The sequence below is a fragment of the Confluentibacter lentus genome, from assembly GCF_002806995.1.
Taxonomy (GTDB): domain Bacteria; phylum Bacteroidota; class Bacteroidia; order Flavobacteriales; family Flavobacteriaceae; genus Confluentibacter; species Confluentibacter lentus.
Window position 1 is genome coordinate 26,434 of record NZ_NIHE01000004.1, and the last position, 20,912, is coordinate 47,345.

19 protein-coding genes are annotated in these 20,912 nt (G+C 34.1%); 9 read left to right on the forward strand and 10 right to left on the reverse strand.

Annotation, left to right across the window (positions count from 1 at the left end; all coding sequences use genetic code 11):
- Positions 1-5 precede the first annotated feature (5 nt).
- From CDH50_RS09120 to CDH50_RS09130, 3 genes are all read right to left on the reverse strand, one after another.
- The gene (locus tag CDH50_RS09120) at positions 6-1,034 is read right to left on the reverse strand and encodes a rod shape-determining protein (protein ID WP_100611810.1); all 1,029 of its coding nucleotides are present in this window, start codon (positions 1,032-1,034) and stop codon (positions 6-8) included.
- 234 nt (positions 1,035-1,268) lie between these two features.
- Positions 1,269-2,801 carry a bifunctional phosphoribosylaminoimidazolecarboxamide formyltransferase/IMP cyclohydrolase gene (gene purH / locus CDH50_RS09125; RefSeq protein ID WP_100611812.1) on the reverse strand — a complete coding sequence of 511 codons (1,533 nt, stop codon included), beginning with the start codon at positions 2,799-2,801 and terminating at the stop codon, positions 1,269-1,271.
- A 202-nt stretch (positions 2,802-3,003) separates the two neighbouring features.
- Positions 3,004-3,459: a GAF domain-containing protein gene (locus CDH50_RS09130; RefSeq protein ID WP_100611814.1), complete on the reverse strand. Its 456-nt coding sequence runs from the start codon at positions 3,457-3,459 to the stop codon at positions 3,004-3,006.
- Positions 3,460-3,526: 67 nt separating this feature from the next.
- Between CDH50_RS09130 and xrtF the strand changes: the two genes are divergently transcribed.
- The 7 genes from xrtF to CDH50_RS09165 all read left to right on the forward strand — a co-directional run bounded on the left by xrtF (position 3,527) and on the right by CDH50_RS09165 (position 10,222).
- The gene (xrtF, locus tag CDH50_RS09135; protein WP_100611816.1) at positions 3,527-4,078 is read left to right on the forward strand and encodes an exosortase family protein XrtF; all 552 of its coding nucleotides are present in this window, start codon (positions 3,527-3,529) and stop codon (positions 4,076-4,078) included.
- On the forward strand, positions 4,071-4,499 hold the full coding sequence (locus tag CDH50_RS09140; protein WP_100611818.1) for an exosortase F system-associated membrane protein: 429 nt from the start codon (positions 4,071-4,073) through the stop codon (positions 4,497-4,499). Before xrtF ends, CDH50_RS09140 begins: the two co-directional genes overlap by 8 nt.
- Before the next feature lie 59 nt (positions 4,500-4,558).
- On the forward strand, positions 4,559-4,969 hold the full coding sequence (locus CDH50_RS09145) for an HYC_CC_PP family protein (protein WP_449393456.1): 411 nt from the start codon (positions 4,559-4,561) through the stop codon (positions 4,967-4,969).
- A 138-nt stretch (positions 4,970-5,107) separates the two neighbouring features.
- Positions 5,108-7,357, forward strand: a complete 2,250-nt coding sequence (locus CDH50_RS09150) for a TonB-dependent receptor (protein WP_100611821.1) — start codon at positions 5,108-5,110, stop codon at positions 7,355-7,357.
- Positions 7,358-7,488: 131 nt separating this feature from the next.
- A complete protein-coding gene (locus tag CDH50_RS09155) occupies positions 7,489-7,836 on the forward strand; it encodes a heavy-metal-associated domain-containing protein (protein WP_100611823.1) in 348 nt (115 codons plus the stop codon).
- Between the two features lie 102 nt (positions 7,837-7,938).
- Complete coding sequence (locus tag CDH50_RS09160; RefSeq protein ID WP_198513472.1) at positions 7,939-8,841, forward strand: alpha/beta hydrolase; 903 nt, start codon at positions 7,939-7,941, stop codon at positions 8,839-8,841.
- A gap of 139 nt (positions 8,842-8,980) precedes the next feature.
- Complete coding sequence (locus CDH50_RS09165; RefSeq protein ID WP_198513473.1) at positions 8,981-10,222, forward strand: porin family protein; 1,242 nt, start codon at positions 8,981-8,983, stop codon at positions 10,220-10,222.
- A 103-nt stretch (positions 10,223-10,325) separates the two neighbouring features.
- Here CDH50_RS09165 and groL read toward each other — a convergent pair whose 3' ends face one another.
- The 7 genes from groL to miaB all read right to left on the reverse strand — a co-directional run bounded on the left by groL (position 10,326) and on the right by miaB (position 17,216).
- Positions 10,326-11,957 (reverse strand): chaperonin GroEL, encoded by a 1,632-nt coding sequence (groL, locus tag CDH50_RS09170; protein WP_100611827.1) that lies wholly within the window; start codon positions 11,955-11,957, stop codon positions 10,326-10,328.
- Positions 11,958-12,065: 108 nt separating this feature from the next.
- On the reverse strand, positions 12,066-12,341 hold the full coding sequence (locus tag CDH50_RS09175) for a co-chaperone GroES (RefSeq protein ID WP_100611829.1): 276 nt from the start codon (positions 12,339-12,341) through the stop codon (positions 12,066-12,068).
- A gap of 149 nt (positions 12,342-12,490) precedes the next feature.
- Positions 12,491-12,853, reverse strand: coding sequence for a preprotein translocase subunit SecG (secG, locus tag CDH50_RS09180; protein ID WP_100611831.1), 363 nt, complete (start codon positions 12,851-12,853; stop codon positions 12,491-12,493).
- A 2-nt stretch (positions 12,854-12,855) separates the two neighbouring features.
- Complete coding sequence (locus CDH50_RS09185; protein WP_100611833.1) at positions 12,856-13,830, reverse strand: hypothetical protein; 975 nt, start codon at positions 13,828-13,830, stop codon at positions 12,856-12,858.
- Positions 13,831-13,894: 64 nt separating this feature from the next.
- Positions 13,895-14,401, reverse strand: coding sequence for an LptE family protein (locus tag CDH50_RS09190; RefSeq protein ID WP_100611835.1), 507 nt, complete (start codon positions 14,399-14,401; stop codon positions 13,895-13,897).
- 39 nt (positions 14,402-14,440) lie between these two features.
- Positions 14,441-15,700 carry a sigma-54 interaction domain-containing protein gene (locus CDH50_RS09195; protein ID WP_100611837.1) on the reverse strand — a complete coding sequence of 420 codons (1,260 nt, stop codon included), beginning with the start codon at positions 15,698-15,700 and terminating at the stop codon, positions 14,441-14,443.
- Positions 15,701-15,767: 67 nt separating this feature from the next.
- Complete coding sequence (miaB, locus tag CDH50_RS09200) at positions 15,768-17,216, reverse strand: tRNA (N6-isopentenyl adenosine(37)-C2)-methylthiotransferase MiaB (RefSeq protein WP_100611839.1); 1,449 nt, start codon at positions 17,214-17,216, stop codon at positions 15,768-15,770.
- A 152-nt stretch (positions 17,217-17,368) separates the two neighbouring features.
- Between miaB and CDH50_RS09205 the strand changes: the two genes are divergently transcribed.
- Both CDH50_RS09205 and topA read left to right on the forward strand, forming a co-directional pair.
- Positions 17,369-18,136 (forward strand): hypothetical protein, encoded by a 768-nt coding sequence (locus CDH50_RS09205; RefSeq protein ID WP_100612175.1) that lies wholly within the window; start codon positions 17,369-17,371, stop codon positions 18,134-18,136.
- Positions 18,137-18,276: 140 nt separating this feature from the next.
- Positions 18,277-20,766 (forward strand): type I DNA topoisomerase, encoded by a 2,490-nt coding sequence (topA, locus tag CDH50_RS09210; RefSeq protein WP_100611841.1) that lies wholly within the window; start codon positions 18,277-18,279, stop codon positions 20,764-20,766.
- The last annotated feature ends 146 nt before the right edge of the window (positions 20,767-20,912 follow it).

Sequence of the window (20,912 nt, forward strand, 5' to 3'; positions counted from 1 at the left end):
TAGGCCTATTTTATCAAGACACTTTTATATTTAGCTAAATTTTTAAGTGTAATACCAGTTCCTCTTACTACAGCTCTTAAAGGATCTTCTGCAATGTAAACAGGTAAATCTGTTTTTAGCGATAAACGTTTGTCTAAACCGCGTAACATGGAGCCTCCACCAGCTAAATAAATACCAGTATTGTAAATGTCGGCAGCCAATTCCGGAGGTGTTTGGGATAAGGTTTCCATAACGGCATCCTCTATTCTTAAAATAGATTTGTCCAATGCTTTTGCTATTTCCCTGAATGAAATCTGAACCTGTTTTGGTTTTCCTGTTAATAAGTCACGTCCTTGAACGCTCATATCTTCTGGAGGAAGGTCTAAATCTTCAGTTGCGGCACCAATTTGAATTTTTATTTTTTCGGCTGTACGTTCACCAACATACAAATTATGCTGGGTTCTCATGTAATATACAATATCATTAGTAAACACATCACCAGCAATTTTTACCGATTTATCGCATACGATTCCACCAAGGGCAATCACGGCAATTTCGGTAGTTCCACCACCTATATCCACCACCATATTTCCTTTAGGTTGCATGATATCGACACCAATACCAATAGCTGCAGCCATAGGTTCATGAATTAAATATACTTCCTTACCATTAACGCGCTCGCAAGATTCTTTCACGGCACGCATTTCAACCTCAGTAATTCCAGAGGGGATACAAACAACCATTCTAAGCGCAGGGGTAAAAAACTTCTTTTTTAATGCAGGAATGTTTTTGATGAACATACTTATCATTTGCTCAGAAGCATCAAAATCCGCAATAACGCCATCTTTCAAAGGTCTTACGGTTTTAATGTTTTCATGGGTCTTACCTTGCATTAAGCTAGCTTCTTGACCAACGGCTATTATTTTACCGGTAATCCTATCTCTAGCAACTATGGAAGGCGCATCTACAACTACCTTATCATTATGTATTATGAGTGTATTTGCAGTACCTAAATCTATTGCAATTTCTTCGGTTAGGAAGTCGAAAAAGCCCATGTATTATCTGTTATTAATGAAGTTATTAAAAAGCCCTTAGGTTTCGGGATGTAAAAGTAATAAAACTACTGAAAAAAATACAAATTATTGTTTATTGTTATGGTATATATTTTTTATAGATGAATTTCATCGGATTCATAACAAAATTATGTGTCTTTTATTGTATTTTCATTTTTTAATGAAATAAAAAAAGCTTCAAATACATGAAGCTTTTCATATCAAATATAATTTCTTTTAGTGTTTAAAATGACGTGTACCTGTAAATACCATGGACATATTGTTTTCATTACAATAATCAATACTTAATTGATCTTTTATAGAACCTCCAGGTTGAATTACCGAAGTAATGCCTGCTTTTTTAGCAATTTCAACACAATCAGGAAACGGGAAAAACGCATCACTTGCCATGGCTGCACCGTTTAAATCAAAATTAAAAGTTTTAGCTTTATGTATGGCTTGTTCCAAAGCATCTACGCGACTTGTTTGCCCAGTTCCGCTTGCCAATAATTTTTTATTTTTCACCAAAACAATGGTATTTGATTTTGTATGCTTACAAATTTTTGAAGCAAATATTAAATCTTCCAACTCATTTTGTGTTGGCTTTTTATTTGTTACATAAGTCAACCCTTCAATGGAATCTGTCATATTGTTTCTATCCTGAAGTAGAATACCATTTAGGCAACTTCTCACGTTCGTTTGAGGAAGCTCAACATCATTAAGAATTAAAATAATTCTGTTCTTTTTTTCTTTAAGAATTTCTAAAGCTTCGGCGTTGTAGGATGGCGCAATAATAACTTCGCAAAATAAACTACTAATTTCTTCTGCAGTAGCTTTATCAATTTCAGTGTTGCTAATTAAAACACCTCCAAATGCGGAAACCGGATCACCAGCCAAGGCTGCTAAGTAAGCTTGTTGAATTGAATTACTTTGCGCAAAACCACAAGCGTTATTGTGCTTTAAAATAGCGAATGTTGGGCCGTCATTTTTAAATTCATTAATCAAATTAACTGCTGCATCAACATCCAATAAGTTGTTGTAACTTAATTCTTTACCATTAAGTTTAGTGAACATCTCATCAAAATTTCCGAAGAAAAAACCTCTTTGGTGTGGGTTTTCGCCATAACGCAACACTTTCCCATTGTTTTCACTTATTTTTAAAACAACTTCCTCATTATTTTTATTGAAATAATTAAAGATTGCGGAATCATAGTGAGACGATACATTAAAAGCTTTAGTTGCAAAACGTTTTCTGTTTTCTTCAGATATGCTTCCATTGTTTTCCGAAATAATATTCAAAAATTCTGCATAATCATCTACGGACGATACGCAAATTACATCAGCAAAATTTTTGGCAGCAGCACGAATTAATGAAATACCACCGATATCTATTTTCTCAATAATATCTTGCTCGCTTGCCCCAGAAGCCACCGTTTTTTCAAATGGATATAAATCCACAATAACCACATCTATTTGCGGGATTTCATATTCGGCTAATTCGGCAACGTCACCAGAATGATTTTGTCTGTTTAAAATACCGCCAAATACTTTAGGATGCAATGTTTTTACGCGGCCACCTAAAATGGAAGGGTAGGATGTCACTTCTTCAACAGGAACCACTTTAATTCCTAAATCGTTAATAAAACTTTGGGTGCCTCCAGTAGAATAAATAGTCACACCTTGGCGGTTTAATTCTTTCACAATAGGTTCTAAACCGTCTTTACTAAATACAGAGATTAAAGCAGATTTAATGGTTTTTTCGTTGCTCATTTTTGGCTTGTTATATTAAAGTGCAAAAGTAATTATTTAAACCAAAATATGTACTTTGAAGAATTAAAAAACGAAGCTATTTTTTAACTAAAAAATAGAGTTGTTAACAGTAGAAAAGTTAAAGGTTAAAAGTTAAAAGTTAAAAGTTAAAAGTTAAAAGTTAAAAGTTAAAAGTTAAAAGTTTTTCACTTATCTTTCTAATTTAAAGGATGGACGCCACTTTTTCACATACAAACTCCAAAAAGCGTTCGTCTGCTTCAGTAAACGGATCGTATGTATTGGAGTCTATATCTATTTGACCAATATTTTCACCATTTACAAAAATTGGAATCACAATTTCGGCTTTTACAGTGATGCTGCAGGCAATGTAATTATCTTGTGCCGTCACATCAGGCACTACAAAATTTTTATTACTTAAGGCTACTTGTCCGCAAATGCCTTTTCCAAAAGGAATAATAGTATGGTCTGTAGGTGCACCAACATAAGGCCCCAAAATGAGTTCTTCTTTTTTGCCATTCCTAAAATAAAATCCTACCCAGTTGTAATGTGGAATATTTGATTCAAGTAATTTGCAAATGTTAAGTAATCGTTCGTTTACCGAATTGTTTTGGTTTGAAACAATGGCTTCAATTTGTGGTTTTAACGGTTCAAATATCATCTCATTAAAATTTTGGTAAAAGTATTTAAAAAGCGTTACATTCGGTTCGATATATAAATGATATATTTTGAAAGAACTCTTCATTAAATATAAATCGGTAACAAGGTTCGTATTGACTTTTTTAATAGTGTACGTCACGTTATCAATGGCATACAAATTCTATTTAAAGTTTTCTGACGGTTCTCAATTTTATCCAGATTATATGACGCATTTAGTCGCCATTCAAAGCCAAGATTTGCTTAATGTGTTGGATTATAATGCCGTTGTAATACCTCATCCCGATGAACCTTCCATGAAACTAATTGTTAACGGTAAATTTTTAGCGAGAATTATTGAAGGTTGTAATTCGGTAAGTATTATTATTTTATTTGTCTCGTTTATTGTAGCCTTTTCAGGGAATGTAAAAGAAACCATCATTTTTACATTGTCTGGAAGTGTTTTGCTATATGTGGTTAATTTACTTCGTATCGTTGTTTTGTCTATAGGATTGTATCATTATCCTTGGAGATCAGGCATATTGCATCAAGTTGTTTTTCCAGGAATTATTTACGGAATGGTATTTTTACTATGGATGTTTTGGGCGAATCGATTTTCTAAACTGACAAAAAAAAATGAATAAGTCGGTTACTTACATATTACTTTTTGTACTATTCACAGTATTGGTGCTGGTGAGGGTTTTTGAAAACCAGTTATTTTATGATCCCTATTTAATCTTTTTTCAAAATGACTATTTATATATAGATAGCCCTAGAAGGGAAGTTTTTAAGGTTACACTATTTACAACATGTCGTTATATTATAAATACGGTTATTTCTTTGGGTATTTTATATCTGTTTTTTAAAGATATAAGTATAATTAAGTTTTCGGTAATGGTCTATGTTTCAGCGTTTATTGTGTTAATAGGCCTTTATTTATATTTTGTTATTAGTCCGAGACAACAAGATTATTATATGTTTTTTAATATCCGCCGGTTTTTAATTCAACCCCTCTTTTTGTTGTTGTTATTGCCAGCATTTTATTATTACAAGCTCAAGCAATAGGTGTTAATCAAATTATAAAAATTTATTTAAAATTCAATTTTTCGTATCTTTGCAACGTGATTAAAGATATGTTACATAAAGCTTTTTCGGTTGCGCTAGCGCTTTTGGTTTTAGTGTCAACCATGTCTTTCACTGTTGAAAAGCATTTTTGTGGTAATACATTAGTAGAAACAGCAGTATTTACTGAAGCCATAGGGTGTGGCATGGATATGTCTAAACTACAAACAGCCGAAAGCAAAAAAGATAACTGTTGCAAAAACGAAGTTGAGGTTGTTAAAGGACAAGATAAATTAAAGACCACAACTTTTGATGATTTAAAATATCAACAACAACTGTTTTTAGCATCATATGTTTATTCGTTCGTAAACCTTTTTGAAGGTTTATCTGAACAAATAATTCCCCATAAAAATTATTCTCCTCCCAATTTGGTCGCCGACATTCAGGTGTTGGACCAAGTTTTCATTATTTGATTTTTATATATTAAAGTAAGCAAAGTAAGTCATCTTGCTATGACCATCATTATGCTTTTTAATCAATAAAAAACTGCTGCAAAATCATAAGATTATTCAATAATTTGCTTGTGGAATAGTGGCGAATTCTAAAATAAAATGAAAACGATATTATATACATTATTAATACTTCCATTATTTCTGTCTTCCCAAGAAAAAATTACGGGAATGATAATGGAAGCTAATGACAAAAATGAGCACATTGGGTTAGCGGGAGCTAATGTTTATTGGCTCGATACTTCCGTGGGTACAGTCACTAATATTGATGGCATGTTTTCTCTGGAATACAAAAAGGAATACACAAAATTGGTGATTAGTTATGTGGGCTTTAAAGCCGATACCTTAACCATTACCGAACCTAAAATGGTGCATCATTGGTTGCAGCCGACTGATAATTTAGATGAAATTACTGTAACTTCCAGAAAACAAGCTACTGTAAAATCATATTTGCAAGCTGCCAATACATTTACGGTAACTAGTGATGAACTGTTAAAGGCAGCTTGTTGCAACTTGTCGGAAAGTTTTGAAACCAATCCGTCCATTGATGTCAATTTTGCCGATGCCGTTACAGGCACTAAGCAAATTAAAATGCTCGGGCTTACAAGTCCGTACATTTTAATAGCTACTGAAAACATTCCGTCCGTTCGCGGGGCTTCGCAAGCATTCGGATTGAGTTTTATTCCTGGCACTTGGGTTGAAAGCATTCAAATTACAAAAGGTGCTGGAAGTGTTGTGAATGGTTATGAAAGTATCGCCGGGCAAATCAATGCCGAACTTGTAAAACCGTTTTCAGATGATAAAGTATTTGTAAATCTTTATGGTGCATCTAGTGAGCGGTTTGAGTTAAACACCCATATCAATACCCAAGTAGGCGATAAGTGGCACACTGGTTTGTATTTACATGGAAATACCCAAAACCAAGAACATGATGTAAATGATGATGGTTTTTTGGATATGCCGAAATTCAATCAAATTAATATCATGAATCGTTGGCAATATACCAATGCCGAAAAAGGTTTTGTGAGTTTTATAAATTTAAGGTTTTTGAATGATGAAAAACAAACTGGTCAATTGGATTTTAATCCGAAAATTGACAAACTAACTACAAACGCTTGGGGCAGCGAGATTGATACCAAACGTTATGAAGTATCTGCTAAATTGGGTTATGTAAATCCAGAGATTCCTTGGCAAAGTTTGGGTGTTCAAACAGCGTTTAGTAGTCATACTCAAGAATCCTATTTTGGATTAAAACAATATGATATTACACAAAACAGCCTTTATGCCAATGCGATTTACAATTCCATCATTAGCGATTCCAGACACAAAATTAAAACAGGTGTTAGTTATACTTATGACCACTATGATGAGTTTTTAGATGCTCAAAATCTAGCGTCAAATTATAAAAGAACCGAAAATTCCGTTGGTGGATTTTTTGAATATAATTATGATGATTTGGATAAATTTAATGTAACGGCTGGTGTTCGTGTCGATTATCATAATCTTATGGGGACCTTTGTGACACCTCGTGTTCATGCCAGGTACACGCCTTGGGAAAAATCGGCGTTGCGCGCATCATTTGGTAGAGGAAAACGAAGCGCTAATATTTTTGCCGAAAACCAGAATATATTTTCAACGTCTCGTGACATCAATATTTTAAATACATCAGGAAATATTTATGGATTGGATCCTGAAATCGCATGGAATTATGGAGTATCATTTTTACAAGGATTTAATCTTTTAGGAAGAAAAGCGGATGTCACTATAGATTATTATAAAACCGATTTTATAAATCAAGTGGTAGTGGATTTTGAAAATCCACAAGAAGTCAAATTTTATAATCTTGATGGAAAAAGTTTCGCCAATAGTTTTCAAGCAGAATTTAATTATAATATGTTTGAAGGTTTGGATTTACGTACGTCCTATAAATTTTATGATGTACAAACGCAATACAATTCTGGAAAACTAGAAAAACCATTAATACCAAAGCATCGTTTGTTTGCCAATATAGGTTACGAAACGAAAGAGCAAGATCATGGTGGTCAATGGAAATTTGACGCTACCTATAATTGGGTGGGCGAGCAACGGTTTTCATCCACTTTGGCAAATCCTGTACAATATCAATTGCCTGATAGAACACCCACGGTAACAACTTTAAATGCACAGATAACGAAAGTGTTTTCTAAAACTTTTGAAGTATATTTAGGAGGCGAAAACATAACCAATGTGAGACAACCAAATCCTATTGTCGCAGCAAATGATCCTTTTGGAGCAAATTTTGATACCACTTTTGTATATGGTCCCGTTTTTGGAAGCATGTATTATGCGGGATTACGATTTAGAATAGAATAAAAAAAATAATAATTATACCGTCATTGCCAGGGAAGCATGACCGAAGCAATCTCACAATAATAGTAACATATATTAAAAAAATTGCCTCTTCCTTCGTCCTCGCAAAGACGAAAAAACAAAAAACAAGAATCATGAAAAAACTAATATTAATAGCTGTAATCTTAATAGAAACCGCGGCATTTTCCCAAAACAAAAATGCGAAAGCATCACTAGAAGTCAACGGTGTATGCTTAATGTGCAAGACCAGAATCGAAAAAGCAAGTCTAAATACCAAAGGCGTAAAAAGTGCCATTTGGGACGTCAAAACCCATGAATTAAAATTGATTTTTGATGAAAATAAAACTGACATAAAAACAATTGAAAAAAACATCGTTGCTGTTGGGCACGACACTAAAAATTTGAAAGCGAAAGAAGAGGTTTATAAAACTATAGATGCCTGCTGCCAATACAGAGATCAAGCCGTTATAGATGCCCATTAAGAGTCAGAATGTTAAAAGTCCAAACAACCAAGTTTGGACTTTTTTTATGGATAAAATTAGCTAACTTCGTTTTTAGTAAACAAACCAACAAACTTTATGACCATGAAGAATAACTTTTTAGTTCTTATACTAGCAGTACTTTGTATTAGCAGCAGTTTTGCGCAAAATATGGGAAAACAATGGCTGGATTTAAATTATGCTAATGACGATAAAGTTTATCATAAACTTGATATTCATTTACCTAACATAGAAAAAACCAAATACAAAGCCATCATTGTGATATATGGTAGTGCTTGGTTTGCCAATAATATGAAACAAATGGGATTTCAAGCTTTGGGCAAACCCTTATTGGATAGTGGTTTTGCGGTTATTTCCATCAATCACCGGTCGAGTGGAGATGCCATGTATCCTGCTCAAATTAATGATGTAAAAGCTGCCATCCGTTTTATTAGAGCCAATGCTGATGCTTATAACATTGATGCGTCTTTTATTGGTATTACGGGATTTTCTTCTGGTGGCCATTTGGCATCGTTGGCGGGAACAACCAATGGTGTTAAAACATTTACGGTTGGTGAAAAAACGGTTAATATTGAAGGTGATTTAGGGAACTATACTGAAGTTAGAAGTGACGTTGATGCGGTGGTAGATTGGTTTGGCCCAATAGATTTTACACGTATGGAAAACTGCACGACCACAAAAGATGATAAATCCCCCGAAGCCGCTTTAATAAAAGGCAATCCAGCAGATAATTTGGATATGTTAGCGCTCATAAACCCGATGACGTTTCTTGATAATAATGACCCGCAATTTTTGGTAATTCATGGCGACACAGATAACGTGGTGCCACATTGCCAAAGCGTTTTTTTCTCTGATACTTTAAAAGAAAAAGGGTTGTTAAATGAATTTATTTCGGTACCCAACGGACAGCATGGCCCTGTGACATTTAATGAAAACACCTTTAAAAAGATGAGTGATTTCTTTATGATGGAGGCTGGGGAGAAATAAATCTACTATAATTATCTGCTTTATTTTGTAAATAATTTCACTACATTCGTTTCTTGAATAACAAAATTTTTAAGAATTGTTAGCTAAAAAGTGTTGTTATTTGTGCCCATTAAATACATATTAACCAACCAAATTCAATATGAAAAACCAACTATTACTTATTTTATTAACAATTTTAAGCCTGAACTGTTATTCACAGATTTCTTTTGAGAAGGGATATTATATTGATAATAATGACCGAAAAATTAATTGTTTTATTAAAAATATTGATTGGAGAAATAATCCAACGGAATTTGAATACAAATTATCAGAAAACAGTGAGCCGGTAATAGCAACAATAAAATCTGCTAAAGAATTTGGAATTGATAACGTTTCAAAATACGTAAGAATTGCAGTAAATATTGATAAGTCTATTGAAAATGTTAATAGTAGGATTTTAATAAGTAAAGAGAAAAATCCTGTTTTTGAAGAAGAAGAGCTTTTTTTAAAAGTATTATTAGAAGGGAAAGCCAGTCTATATTCATTTCAAGAGGGTAACACAGAAAAGTTTTTTTATAGTAATGATGGTTCTAAAATTGAACAATTAATATACAAAAGATATTTGGATATTGAGAATAATAAAGTTTCCTTAAATAAAGGTTATAAACAACAGCTTTGGAACGATTTAAAATGTCCAACTTTCAATATGTCAAAAGTTGAAAATTTAGGTTATGATGAAAAGGAGTTAGTTCGTTTTTTTGAAGCATATAATAAATGTAATAATCAAGAATCAATCAGTTTTGAAGAAAAAGAGAAAAAAGATTTATTCAATTTAAATATTCGCCCTGGTTTTAATAGTTCGTCACTTTCAATAGAAAATAGTTTTATAAATAACAGAGATTTTGATTTTGGCAATGAACTTGCGTTTAGGTTCGGGGTTGAAGCCGAAATAATTTTTCCATTTAATAAAAACAAATGGAGTGTAATCATAGAACCAACATATCGCCAAGATTATAAATCTGAAAGATCACGAGAAAACAGTAATGTTTCAGGAGGTATTCTTATTTCGAAAGTAAACTACAATTCCATTGAATTGCCAATAGGTATTAGGCATTATTTTTATCTAAATGATGATTCTAAAATTTTCCTAAACCTATCTTATGTATTTGATTTCCCAAGTGATGCCTCCTCTATTCAATTTTTTAGAAATGACGGTTCAATGCTTGATGAACTTATAATTAGAACAAATAGCAATCTATTATTGGGTTTAGGTTATAAATATAATGATAGATATAGTTTGGAATTTAGATATCAAACAAGTAGAGAAATTTTAGGCCGCAATCCAAATTGGACTTCTAAATTTAATACAGCATCAATCATATTAGGGTATTCATTGTTTTAAAACAAGTCTTAGTATTTTATAAGTAAGCCATAAAATAACCCACAAAAAAAACGCTTCAAACTAAATTGAAGCGTTTTTAATATTTGCGTGTCGAGGCTCTTGACTACATCATTCCTGGCATACCGCCACCCATGCCACCTGGCATCGCAGGAGCATCTTCTTTAATATCAATTAAAGCACACTCGGTAGTTAAGATCATACCAGCTACAGAAGCGGCATTTTCTAAAGCAATACGTGTTACTTTTTTAGGATCTATGATACCAGCTTTTAGCATATCTACATAGGTTTCTGTCTTAGCATCATAACCAAAAGCACCTTTGCCTTCCATAACTTTAGCAACAACTACACTACCTTCGCCACCCGCATTGGCAACAATGGTACGTAATGGTGCTTCAATGGCACGTGCTACAATTTGAATACCTGTTGTTTCGTCTAGGTTTGCGGTTGTTATTTTTTCTAAAACCGATTTAGCTCTTACTAAAGCAACACCACCACCAGCAACAATACCTTCTTCTACGGCAGCTCTAGTTGCGTGTAGAGCATCATCTACACGGTCTTTTTTCTCTTTCATTTCAACTTCACTTGCAGCACCAACGTAAAGAACAGCAACACCGCCAGCCAATTTAGCTAAACGCTCTTGTAATTTTTCTTTATCGTAATCGCTAGTTGTAGTTTCAATTTGAGATTTGATTTGGTTTACACGAGCTTTTATTTCTTTTGCATCTCCAGAACCATTGATAATAGTGGTATTGTCTTTATCAACAGTTACAGTTTCAGCAGTACCTAACATGGAAATATCGGCATTTTCTAAAGTAAATCCTCTTTCTTCTGAAATAACGGTGCCACCTGTTAAGACAGCGATATCTTCAAGCATTGCTTTACGTCTGTCACCAAAACCTGGTGCTTTTACAGCAGCAATTTTTAGTCCACCACGTAATTTGTTTACTACTAAAGTCGCTAGCGCTTGTCCGTCAACATCCTCAGCAATAATTAATAATGGTCTTCCAGATTGGGCTACTGGCTCAAGTATAGGAAGGATTTCTTGTAAGTTGGAAATCTTTTTATCAAATAATAAGATATATGGGTTGTCTAAATCAGCAATCATTTTATCGGCATCTGTTACAAAGTAGGGCGATAAATAACCTCTGTCGAATTGCATACCTTCTACAACATCAACATAGGTTTCCATGCCTTTAGCTTCTTCAACAGTAATAACACCTTCTTTACCAACTTTACCGAAAGCGGTTGCGATTAATTCACCTATAGTGTCATCATTATTTGCAGAAATAGAAGCCACTTGTTTAATCATTTCGGAAGAATTGCCAACTTTTTTAGCTTGCTTTTCTAAATCTTCAATGATGGCTTTAACAGCTTTGTCGATGCCACGTTTTAAATCCATTGGATTTGCACCCGCAGCAACGTTTTTCAAACCTTCTTTTACTATGGCTTGTGCTAAAACGGTAGCAGTCGTCGTACCATCTCCAGCTAAATCGTTGGTTTTAGAAGCAACTTCTTTAACCATTTGAGCCCCCATATTTTCAAGAGGATCTTTTAATTCAATTTCTTTTGCAACGGTAACACCATCTTTGGTTACTTGAGGTGCTCCATAACTTTTACTAATAATAACGTTACGTCCTTTTGGGCCTAATGTTACTTTAACTGCATTGGCTAATGCATCTACGCCACGTTTTAAACCGTCGCGAGCGTCAATATCAAATCTAATATCTTTTGCCATATTTTTTAATTTTTAGTTTTTTTTGTCATTCCTGCGAAGGCAGGAATCTGTTGAATTTATAGTTTAATTTTTTTGTGGATTCCGTATCAAGTGCGGAAACAGCACGTGTTAAACAATTGCAAGGATATCGCTTTCGCGCATAATTAAATAGTCTTTACCTTCTAATTTAAGTTCTGTACCAGCATATTTTCCATAAAGCACAGTATCACCAACTTTAACAGTAATAGGCTCGTCTTTTGTGCCTTTTCCGGCAGCTACTACAGTTCCTCTTTGCGGTTTTTCTTTAGCGTTATCTGGAATAATGATTCCTGATGCTGTTTTGGTTTCAGCGGCAGCAGGTTCTATAAGGACTCTATCTGCTAATGGTTTAATGTTTAATCCCATGTGATTATACGTTTTAAATTATTAAGTTATTATTTAATGTTGATATACTAGTCTAAAAGTGTGCCAATCGCTGTAAACTGACAAACTTGCAGAAATAAAAAATGCCAACGGTTTAAGTTGGCATCTTGGTTTATTTTAATGAACCCTGATTATTGTGCTGGCTCAGTTGTTGGTTCCGTTGTATTATTTGGTAAAGGTTGTTGAACAGGTGGTGTTTGGTTTAAAGGTTGTGCCGATTGATCGATATCCAAGGCTTTAGAATCAACACTTTGTATGCCTCTATTTATGGCAACATTAGATACTAAAATTAGTACCAATAAGATGGTTGCCAAAGTCCATGTGCTTTTATCTAAAAAATCGGTTGTTTTTTTAACGCCACCTAATTGTTGAGTACCACCACCTCCAAAAGAAGAGGATAATCCACCTCCTTTAGGGTTTTGCACCATGATTACGACTATTAATAAAAATGCTACGATAACAATCAGTGCTAAAAATATTGAAAATGTGCTCATTATTACTTATTATTTTGTTCTTGTAATTCTTCTACTGCTTTAATTTGGATTGCAAAGAAACTACTTTTTTCTGGATATTTCAAACTTAAAATTTTATATGATTGAATTGCTTTCGAATAGTTTTTTTGCTCAACATAAATACGTGCCAAAGTTTCTGTCATCAACTCTTCTGGTTGGATATTTTGCAATTTTGCCAGATTGAGTTTTGGATTGGCAGGCGTTCTTGGATCTATTTTAGGATTTTGCGAAATGAATTTATCTATAAGTTGAAACTTTTTTGTTTTTTCAAAGTTGTCTTCAACAACAGTTTCATTTAAAACTTCGGGTTCTTTATTTTCTTGTTGAGGTGTTTCGTCTATGTTGTTATCCCTTTTTATAGGATGAAATCGAGTTAGTTTAAGCCATTCTGTAAACGAATGTGATTCACGTTTATCAAATTCCAAAGGTTTTCCAAGCTTTAAAATATCGCTTGGCGACATATCTTTTGTCTCAATTTTGTCTGTTGTTACTTCTTCAATAGTGCCAGAAGTATCTAGAGTAAAAGGAATAACTTTTTTAATACGTTCTTCTTTAGGTTCAAATAATGTAGGGTCTAAAACACCAGTGGTATCAATAATTTGCTGTTTTAATCTATCATCAATCGTCACCTGTTTATTCACAGAAATATCTTCCATCGATACCTCAATGGTTTTCAGGTATTCATCATTTTGTTTGATGACTTGCGATATTTCGTTTTGAATAAAAGCTTCTGAAGTTATAAAATCGAATAAGATGCTTCTGTCCGCTGTATAGGCCGCCGTTTTTTTAAGTTCTTGATTGTATTTGAAACTTTCTTGATTTTTTAATCCTTTTAAATACAAAGCTCGTGCCGATTGAAAATAAGGATATGCTTCAATAATAGCGTTTACAGCACCAGTTTGGTGTCCCGTTATATTGCCTGGATTTGATAATAAATATGTAAATTCTTGCTTATTCAAAGGATTAAAATTTCAAACTATTTTTATAGACATATTTGCTCATACAATTCCGCAACAAACAACACTACCATTTGGCCAGAGACGCATTAAATATATCTTGGGTAATACGTTCAAAAATTTCTTCTATGGCGGCGGTTTTCTGACTGCCGATTAATTGTGCACTACCTGCATAATCGTAAAAAAATGAAAATGGTTGGTCAAACTCCGCTTCTTCATCATTTTTATCATAAAAGTGAACTCTTACAGTGATGGTTAATCTGTTTTGCGCAGCCGTTTGTTGGGCAGTTGCCGTAGTTGGGGAAATTCTGAAGTCTGTTATTTCGCCTTCATAAACAATATCACCATTGGAATTAACATTGGTTAAATTTGTTTGGTTTTCTAATATTGCTATGAGCGCATTTCTGAAATCTACTTCCAATCCAGGTTCTACCAATAGTGAGTTGTTTTCAAAACGATTAACTTGGAATGTTTTGGTTTTTGATGATATGGAAGCTCCTGTAAATGAGTAAAATCCACAGCCAACCAAACTTGAAGCTATCAATAGCACTAAAATGAATTTTAATGATTTCATGTATGTATAATGATGATCTGTTTTTAATTAAACTTAAAATTACAAATCATATTGTTTAATTTTTCTGTATAAAGTGCGTTCGCTAATACCAAGCTCTGCAGCGGCTAATTTACGTTTTCCGTCGTGACGTTCAAGCGATTTTTTTATTAATTCCAATTCTTTGTCATGAAGCGAGAGTGTTTCTTCTTCTTCAATCTCTTCAGCAAAATGATATTTATCTGGTTTGCTGGAAATTTCTGGAGTAACAGCGGTTTGTTCAGGAATGGATAAAACGTCATCTTCTACGGCTTCCTCATAATCTTCCTCATCCGTATTGCCATATATTTTTTGGATTAAGCCTTCATTGTTTTTTTCAACATCTTTGGAGTTTCCATTTTTCATGAGTTCTAAAGTGAGTTTTTTTAAATCGTTTAAATCACTTTTCATGTCGAATAACACTTTATATAAAATCTCTCGTTCGCTACTAAAATCACTTTCAGACTTTGAGGTTTTTATAACGGCCGGTAAATTACTACCAGATGTTGGCAAATAGGCTTTTAGGGCTTCGGCACTTATGGTTCGGTTATGTTCTAAAACAGAAATTTGTTCTGCTATATTTCGTAATTGACGGATGTTTCCGCTCCAGCGATGTTTTAAAAGCACTTGTACGGCTGCATCAGTTAATTTGACGGTTGGCATTTTATATTTCAAGGCAAAATCGCTTGCAAACTTTCTGAATAACAAATGTATATCTTCTTGGCGCTCACGTAAAGGCGGCAAATGGATATCTACCGTACTTAAACGGTAGTATAAATCTTCCCTAAAAGTTCCTTTTTCAATGGATTGGAACATGTTGGCATTTGTGGCAGCCACAATACGCACATTAGTTTTTTGTACTTTACTGGAACCGACTTTTAAAAATTCGCCATTTTCCAAAACACGTAATAAACGTACTTGGGTGGTTAATGGTAATTCGCCAACTTCATCTAAAAAAATGGTGCCACCATCTGCAACTTCAAAATACCCTTCACGGGTTTGGGTAGCTCCTGTAAATGAGCCTTTTTCATGACCAAAAAGTTCGCTATCTATAGTGCCTTCTGGGATAGCTCCACAGTTTACGGCAATGTATTTATTATGTTTTCTGTGCGATAATTGATGGATGATTTTAGGAATACTTTCCTTACCAACACCGCTTTCTCCAGTAACCAAAACAGAAATGTCGGTAGGTGCTACTTGAATGGCTTTTTCTATAGCACGGTTAAGTGTACCACTGTTCCCAATAATACCAAAACGTTGTTTTATGGCTTGTACTGATTCCATTTATAAGTTAAAAATTAAAAGTGAAAAGTTAAAAATATAATCAAATTCATATAACTGCTTTTCATTGTTAATTGTTCATTGATAATCCAACAGCTACACCAATTAAGGTCGCACTGGTACAATCGGTAACTTTTACGTTTACAAAATCACCTACTTTGTAATGTTCTTTGGGAAACACCGCGACAATATTTTGAGGTGTTCTGCCAGACCATTGAGTATCCGATTTTTTGGATTCTTTTTCAATTAAAACTTCCACAACCGTATTCAAATGTTCTTTGGTTCTAATTTCACTGTGCTCTCTTTGTAAATCTACAATATCTTGCAAACGTCGTTTTTTTACTTCCTCTGGCACATCATCTATCATTTTTCGTTCAGCCAAAGTACCTGGGCGTTCGGAATAGGTAAACATATACCCGAAATTATATTTTACATAATCCATCAAAGAGACCGTGTCTTGAAAATCGGCTTCCGTTTCCGTAGGGAAACCAACAATCATATCTTGACTTATGGCACAATCAGGGATTATTTTTCGAATATTATCAATCAACGCCATATATTCCTCACGAGTATGTAAACGGTTCATTTCCTTTAAGATACGGTTGCTTCCGCTTTGTACCGGTAAATGAATGTGATTGCAAATATTTTGATATTTCGCCATGGTTTCAACAACATCCAGCGTTAAATCTTGTGGATTTGATGTTGAAAACCGAATACGCATTTTAGGTTGTGTTTTGGCACAAAGTTCCAATAGGTTTGAGAAATTAACAGCGGTTGCCTTTTGGAAATCTGAAGCTTTATCAAAATCCTTTTTTAAACCGCCACCATACCAAAGGTAACTATCTACATTTTGTCCGAGTAAGGTAATTTCTTTGAAACCTCTATCCCATAAATCATTTATTTCCTCAATAATACTTTGTGGGTCTCTACTGCGCTCACGTCCGCGTGTAAAAGGTACAACACAAAAGGTACACATATTATCGCAACCACGGGTAATGGAAACAAATGCGGTTACACCGTTGGTGTTTAAACGAACTGGAGAAATATCACCATACGTTTCTTCTTTGGATAAAATTACGTTGATAGCGTCCCTACCTTCATCCACTTCTGCCAATAAATTTGGCAAATCTTTATAAGCATCGGGTCCAACGACTAGGTCAACTATTTTTTCTTCTTCCAGAAATTTTGTTTTTAAACGTTCTGCCATACAGCCTAAAACACCTACTTTCATTTTAGGGTTTGAATCCCGTTTTACGGCATTGTATTTTTCTAAGCGTTTGCGTACGGTTTGTTCGGCTTTATCACGAATGGAACAGGTGTTTACTAAAACCAAATCGGCATCTTCCAGATTTTGAGTTGTATTAAACCCAGCGGTTGCCAAAATAGACGCCACAATTTCGCTATCACTAAAATTCATGGCACAGCCATAACTTTCAATAAAAAGCTTACGTTTATTGCCTTCTTTTTGTTCTAAAACTAGCGCTTCGCCTTGTTTGTTTTCGTCTATTATTTTTTCCATAATTTACTGAATGGGGTAACAGTCAATAAGTGTGCAAAGATACAACTTATTTGTGTTTTATGACAAACTGTCATATTTTAAAGCGAGATAAATTTTTGTTAAATCTTTCAGAAAACACTTATTTTTGGAGTGGACAACTAGGAATATATAATATGAATGACATAGATAGTTTACTAAACAAAATAAAAAACGCCAAAGAATTGGATTTTGGAGATGTTATTAGCAATACAATTGAGCTATTTAAAGAAGTTTGGTTAAAAGGATTGGTTGTGGTGTTGCTTGTTTTAGTTTCAGCTATTTGTATTAACCTTGTATTTGGTTTAATTGGTGTGGCTCCGGTTTTAGACCAGGATTTTTTTAACGGTGACTTTGATTTAAAAGCACTTGCAACTTTTTATTCGTCAAGTGCCATTTATGGCATTCCTCAAAACATGCTTGTGTCAACATTAAACCTTGCATTTGTTGGCGGCTTTTATAGAATATGTAAGCAAATAATGTCTGGTGAAAATGGGTATGAAGATTATTTTTATTTTTTCCAAAAAGAATATTTTTCCAAAGTATTTATGCTAGGAATTATTTATACAGCCATTGTAACCATCGCTCAATTATTATGTTTCATTCCTTATATATATGTGTTTGTACCCTTATCTTATTTTGCAGTGATATTAGCGAATAATCCAGATTTAACTGAAATGGAAATCGTAAAAGCCAGTTTTGCTTTAGGAAACAAAAAATGGTTAATTACTTTTGGAACTATGTTTGTTGCAGGATTAGTCGCCATGTTAGGAATTTTAGGATGCGTTATAGGCATTGTTTTTACCATGTCCATTATTTACTTACCTTCATTTTTAATTTATAAAGATGCCATTGGTTTTGACGGGATGCATGGTATTAATGACATAGATACCATCCAAGAGTAAAATTTTAATCAATATTTCAAAAAGCCTGTATTTTAAGCCTAAAATGCAGGCTTTTTATATTTGAAAATGATAGAGTTAGTTTATAAAATTAGGAAGTTAAACTTTTTTTCATATACATTTGTAGCTTCAAAAACCCAAGTATGGCGAAGAATTTAGTAATAGTTGAGTCACCGGCGAAAGCAAAAACGATAGAAAAATTTTTAGGAAAGGATTTTAAGGTAGAGTCTAGTTTCGGACATATTTCCGATTTGCCTTCCAGTGAATTAGGTGTAGATGTTGATGGTGATTTTAAACCAAAATACGAAGTTTCTAAAGATAAAGTTTCAGTTGTTAAAAAACTAAAGGACTTAGCTAAGAATGCCGACATGGTTTGGTTGGCTAGTGATGAAGATAGAGAAGGAGAGGCTATTGCATGGCATTTAGCCGAAACTTTAAAGTTGGATAAAGCGAAAACAAAGCGTATTGTTTTTCATGAAATTACTAAATCTGCTATTCAAAAAGCGATTGAAAATCCAAGAGGTATTGATTACGATTTGGTAGATGCGCAACAAGCGCGAAGAGTATTAGATAGAATTGTAGGTTACGAATTGTCTCCTGTTTTATGGAGAAAAGTAAAAGGGGGGTTGTCCGCTGGGCGTGTGCAATCGGTTTCTGTGCGATTGATTGTAGAGCGTGAGCGTGAAATTCAAGGATTTACACCAGAAGCGTCTTATAGAATTGATGCTGAATTTTCAAATGAAGAAGGAAAAACGTTTAAAGCAAAATTGCCTAAAACCTTTGAAACCAAGGAAGAAGCACATAAATTTTTAGAATCGAATAAATCAGCAGCATTTAAAGTTGCTGAATTAGATAAAAAACCAGCTAAAAAATCACCGGCTGCGCCATTTACTACTTCTACATTACAACAGGAAGCCTCCCGTAAATTATATTTTTCGGTAAGTAAAACCATGACTATGGCGCAACGCCTTTACGAAGCTGGGTTGATAACTTACATGAGAACGGATAGTGTTAACTTATCTGATGAAGCGAGAAATGGTGCTAAAGCAGAAATAGAAAGCGCTTATGGTGCAAAATTTAGCAAACCAAGAAATTATACAGGAAAATCCAAAGGTGCCCAAGAAGCACATGAGGCCATCAGGCCAACCGATTTTGCGACACATTCCGTAGATATTGATAGAGACCAAGCGCGTTTATATGATTTAATTTGGAAACGCGCCATTGCATCCCAAATGAGTGAAGCAGAATTGGAACGAACCAATGTAAAGATTAGTGCTTCAACACATAAAGAAACATTTACAGCTAATGGTGAAGTCATTACTTTTGAAGGGTTTTTAAAAGTGTATTTAGAAGGCACCGATGATGAGGATACGGAGCAAGAAGACATGTTGCCTGCCATGAAAACAGGTGAAGTGCTTATTAATAATTACATTACCGCAACGGAGCGTTATACACGTCCGCCATATAGATATACCGAAGCGTCATTGGTTAAGCAATTGGAAGAATTAGGTATTGGTCGTCCGTCAACGTATGCGCCTACCATTTCAACCATCCAAAATAGAAACTATGTAGAAAAAGGTTCTGTGGAAGGTGTGGAGCGTAAGTATGTTCAGCTTACACTTAAAAATGGAAACCTAAAAGAAAAGGAACTTACTGAGAAAGTAGGTTCAGATAAAGGAAAATTAGTGCCGACGGATATTGGAATGATTGTTACCGACTTTTTAGTGAATCATTTTGAGAATATTTTAGACTATAATTTTACGGCAAAAGTTGAAGAAGATTTTGATGATATTGCAGAAGGCAAAGTAGATTGGTCTAAAATGATGAAAGATTTTTATAAAGATTTTCATCCACAAGTTGAAAATGTTCAGGAAAACGCCGAAAGGGAATCTGGTGAACGTGTTTTAGGAACTGATCCCAAAACAGGAAAACAAGTCAGCGTGCGTTTGGGTAAATTCGGACCCATGGTTCAAATTGGCACGCCCGATGATGAAGAAAAACCACAATTTGCTAGCTTAAGTCCAGACCAACAATTAAATACCATCACGTTTGATGATGCTATGGCTTTATTTCAGCTTCCAAAAAAATTAGGAGTATATAAAGGAGAAGAGATAGAAGTGAATAATGGACGTTTTGGACCGTATGTGAAATTTGGGGATAAATTTGTCTCGCTTCCTGCAGGGGTTGAAGCTTTAAGCGTGGAACTGGATGATGCTATTGATTTAATCAAAGAAAAGGAAGAGGCTGATGCGCCAATTTATACGTATAAAAAGTTGCCTGTTCAAAAAGGAAAAGGACGTTTTGGACCATTTATCAAATGGAACAATATATTCATCAATGTGAGCAAAAAGTACGATTGGGATGATTTATCTGATTCTGATATAGAGGAATTGATCGAAGATAAAATTCAGAAAGAAAAGGATAAGGTTGTTCATAACTGGAAAGAAGAGGGTATCCAAGTTGAAAAAGCACGATGGGGAAGACATACCATTATAAAAGGCAAAACTAAAATTGAATTGCCTAAAACAGTTGATGCTGTTAAACTAACTTTGGAAGAAGTGAAAGCCATCATCGATAAAAATGCTCCAAAAAAGAAAACAACTACAAAAAAGGCATCCGTTAAAAAGAAGTAAATTCTTAATAAAATATAAAAAGATTTTTTTTTAAGGATTTAATTGTGAAAAAAGTGTGTTTTGTCCGATTTTTTTACAATGAAGGTGCGTGATAAATCATTTATTATTTTGATATTTGTGAGACTTCAATAAAGTAGATGCATTTT

Bases quoted from the DNA above. Each gene is read 5' to 3' on its own strand.
- topA (WP_100611841.1), top strand. From the start codon at position 18,277: ATGGCGAAGAATTTAGTAATAGTTGAGTCACCGGCGAAAGCAAAAACG.
- CDH50_RS09140 (WP_100611818.1), top strand. From the start codon at position 4,071: ATGAATAAGTCGGTTACTTACATATTACTTTTTGTACTATTCACAGTA.
- CDH50_RS09205 (WP_100612175.1), top strand. From the start codon at position 17,369: ATGAATGACATAGATAGTTTACTAAACAAAATAAAAAACGCCAAAGAA.
- CDH50_RS09175 (WP_100611829.1), bottom strand. From the start codon at position 12,341: ATGGGATTAAACATTAAACCATTAGCAGATAGAGTCCTTATAGAACCT.
- CDH50_RS09160 (WP_198513472.1), top strand. From the start codon at position 7,939: ATGAAGAATAACTTTTTAGTTCTTATACTAGCAGTACTTTGTATTAGC.
- CDH50_RS09130 (WP_100611814.1), bottom strand. From the start codon at position 3,459: ATGATATTTGAACCGTTAAAACCACAAATTGAAGCCATTGTTTCAAAC.
- purH (WP_100611812.1), bottom strand. From the start codon at position 2,801: ATGAGCAACGAAAAAACCATTAAATCTGCTTTAATCTCTGTATTTAGT.
- CDH50_RS09150 (WP_100611821.1), top strand. From the start codon at position 5,108: ATGAAAACGATATTATATACATTATTAATACTTCCATTATTTCTGTCT.
- CDH50_RS09155 (WP_100611823.1), top strand. From the start codon at position 7,489: ATGAAAAAACTAATATTAATAGCTGTAATCTTAATAGAAACCGCGGCA.
- secG (WP_100611831.1), bottom strand. From the start codon at position 12,853: ATGAGCACATTTTCAATATTTTTAGCACTGATTGTTATCGTAGCATTT.
- CDH50_RS09190 (WP_100611835.1), bottom strand. From the start codon at position 14,401: ATGAAATCATTAAAATTCATTTTAGTGCTATTGATAGCTTCAAGTTTG.
- CDH50_RS09120 (WP_100611810.1), bottom strand. From the start codon at position 1,034: ATGGGCTTTTTCGACTTCCTAACCGAAGAAATTGCAATAGATTTAGGT.
- CDH50_RS09195 (WP_100611837.1), bottom strand. From the start codon at position 15,700: ATGGAATCAGTACAAGCCATAAAACAACGTTTTGGTATTATTGGGAAC.
- CDH50_RS09165 (WP_198513473.1), top strand. From the start codon at position 8,981: ATGAAAAACCAACTATTACTTATTTTATTAACAATTTTAAGCCTGAAC.
- groL (WP_100611827.1), bottom strand. From the start codon at position 11,957: ATGGCAAAAGATATTAGATTTGATATTGACGCTCGCGACGGTTTAAAA.
- miaB (WP_100611839.1), bottom strand. From the start codon at position 17,216: ATGGAAAAAATAATAGACGAAAACAAACAAGGCGAAGCGCTAGTTTTA.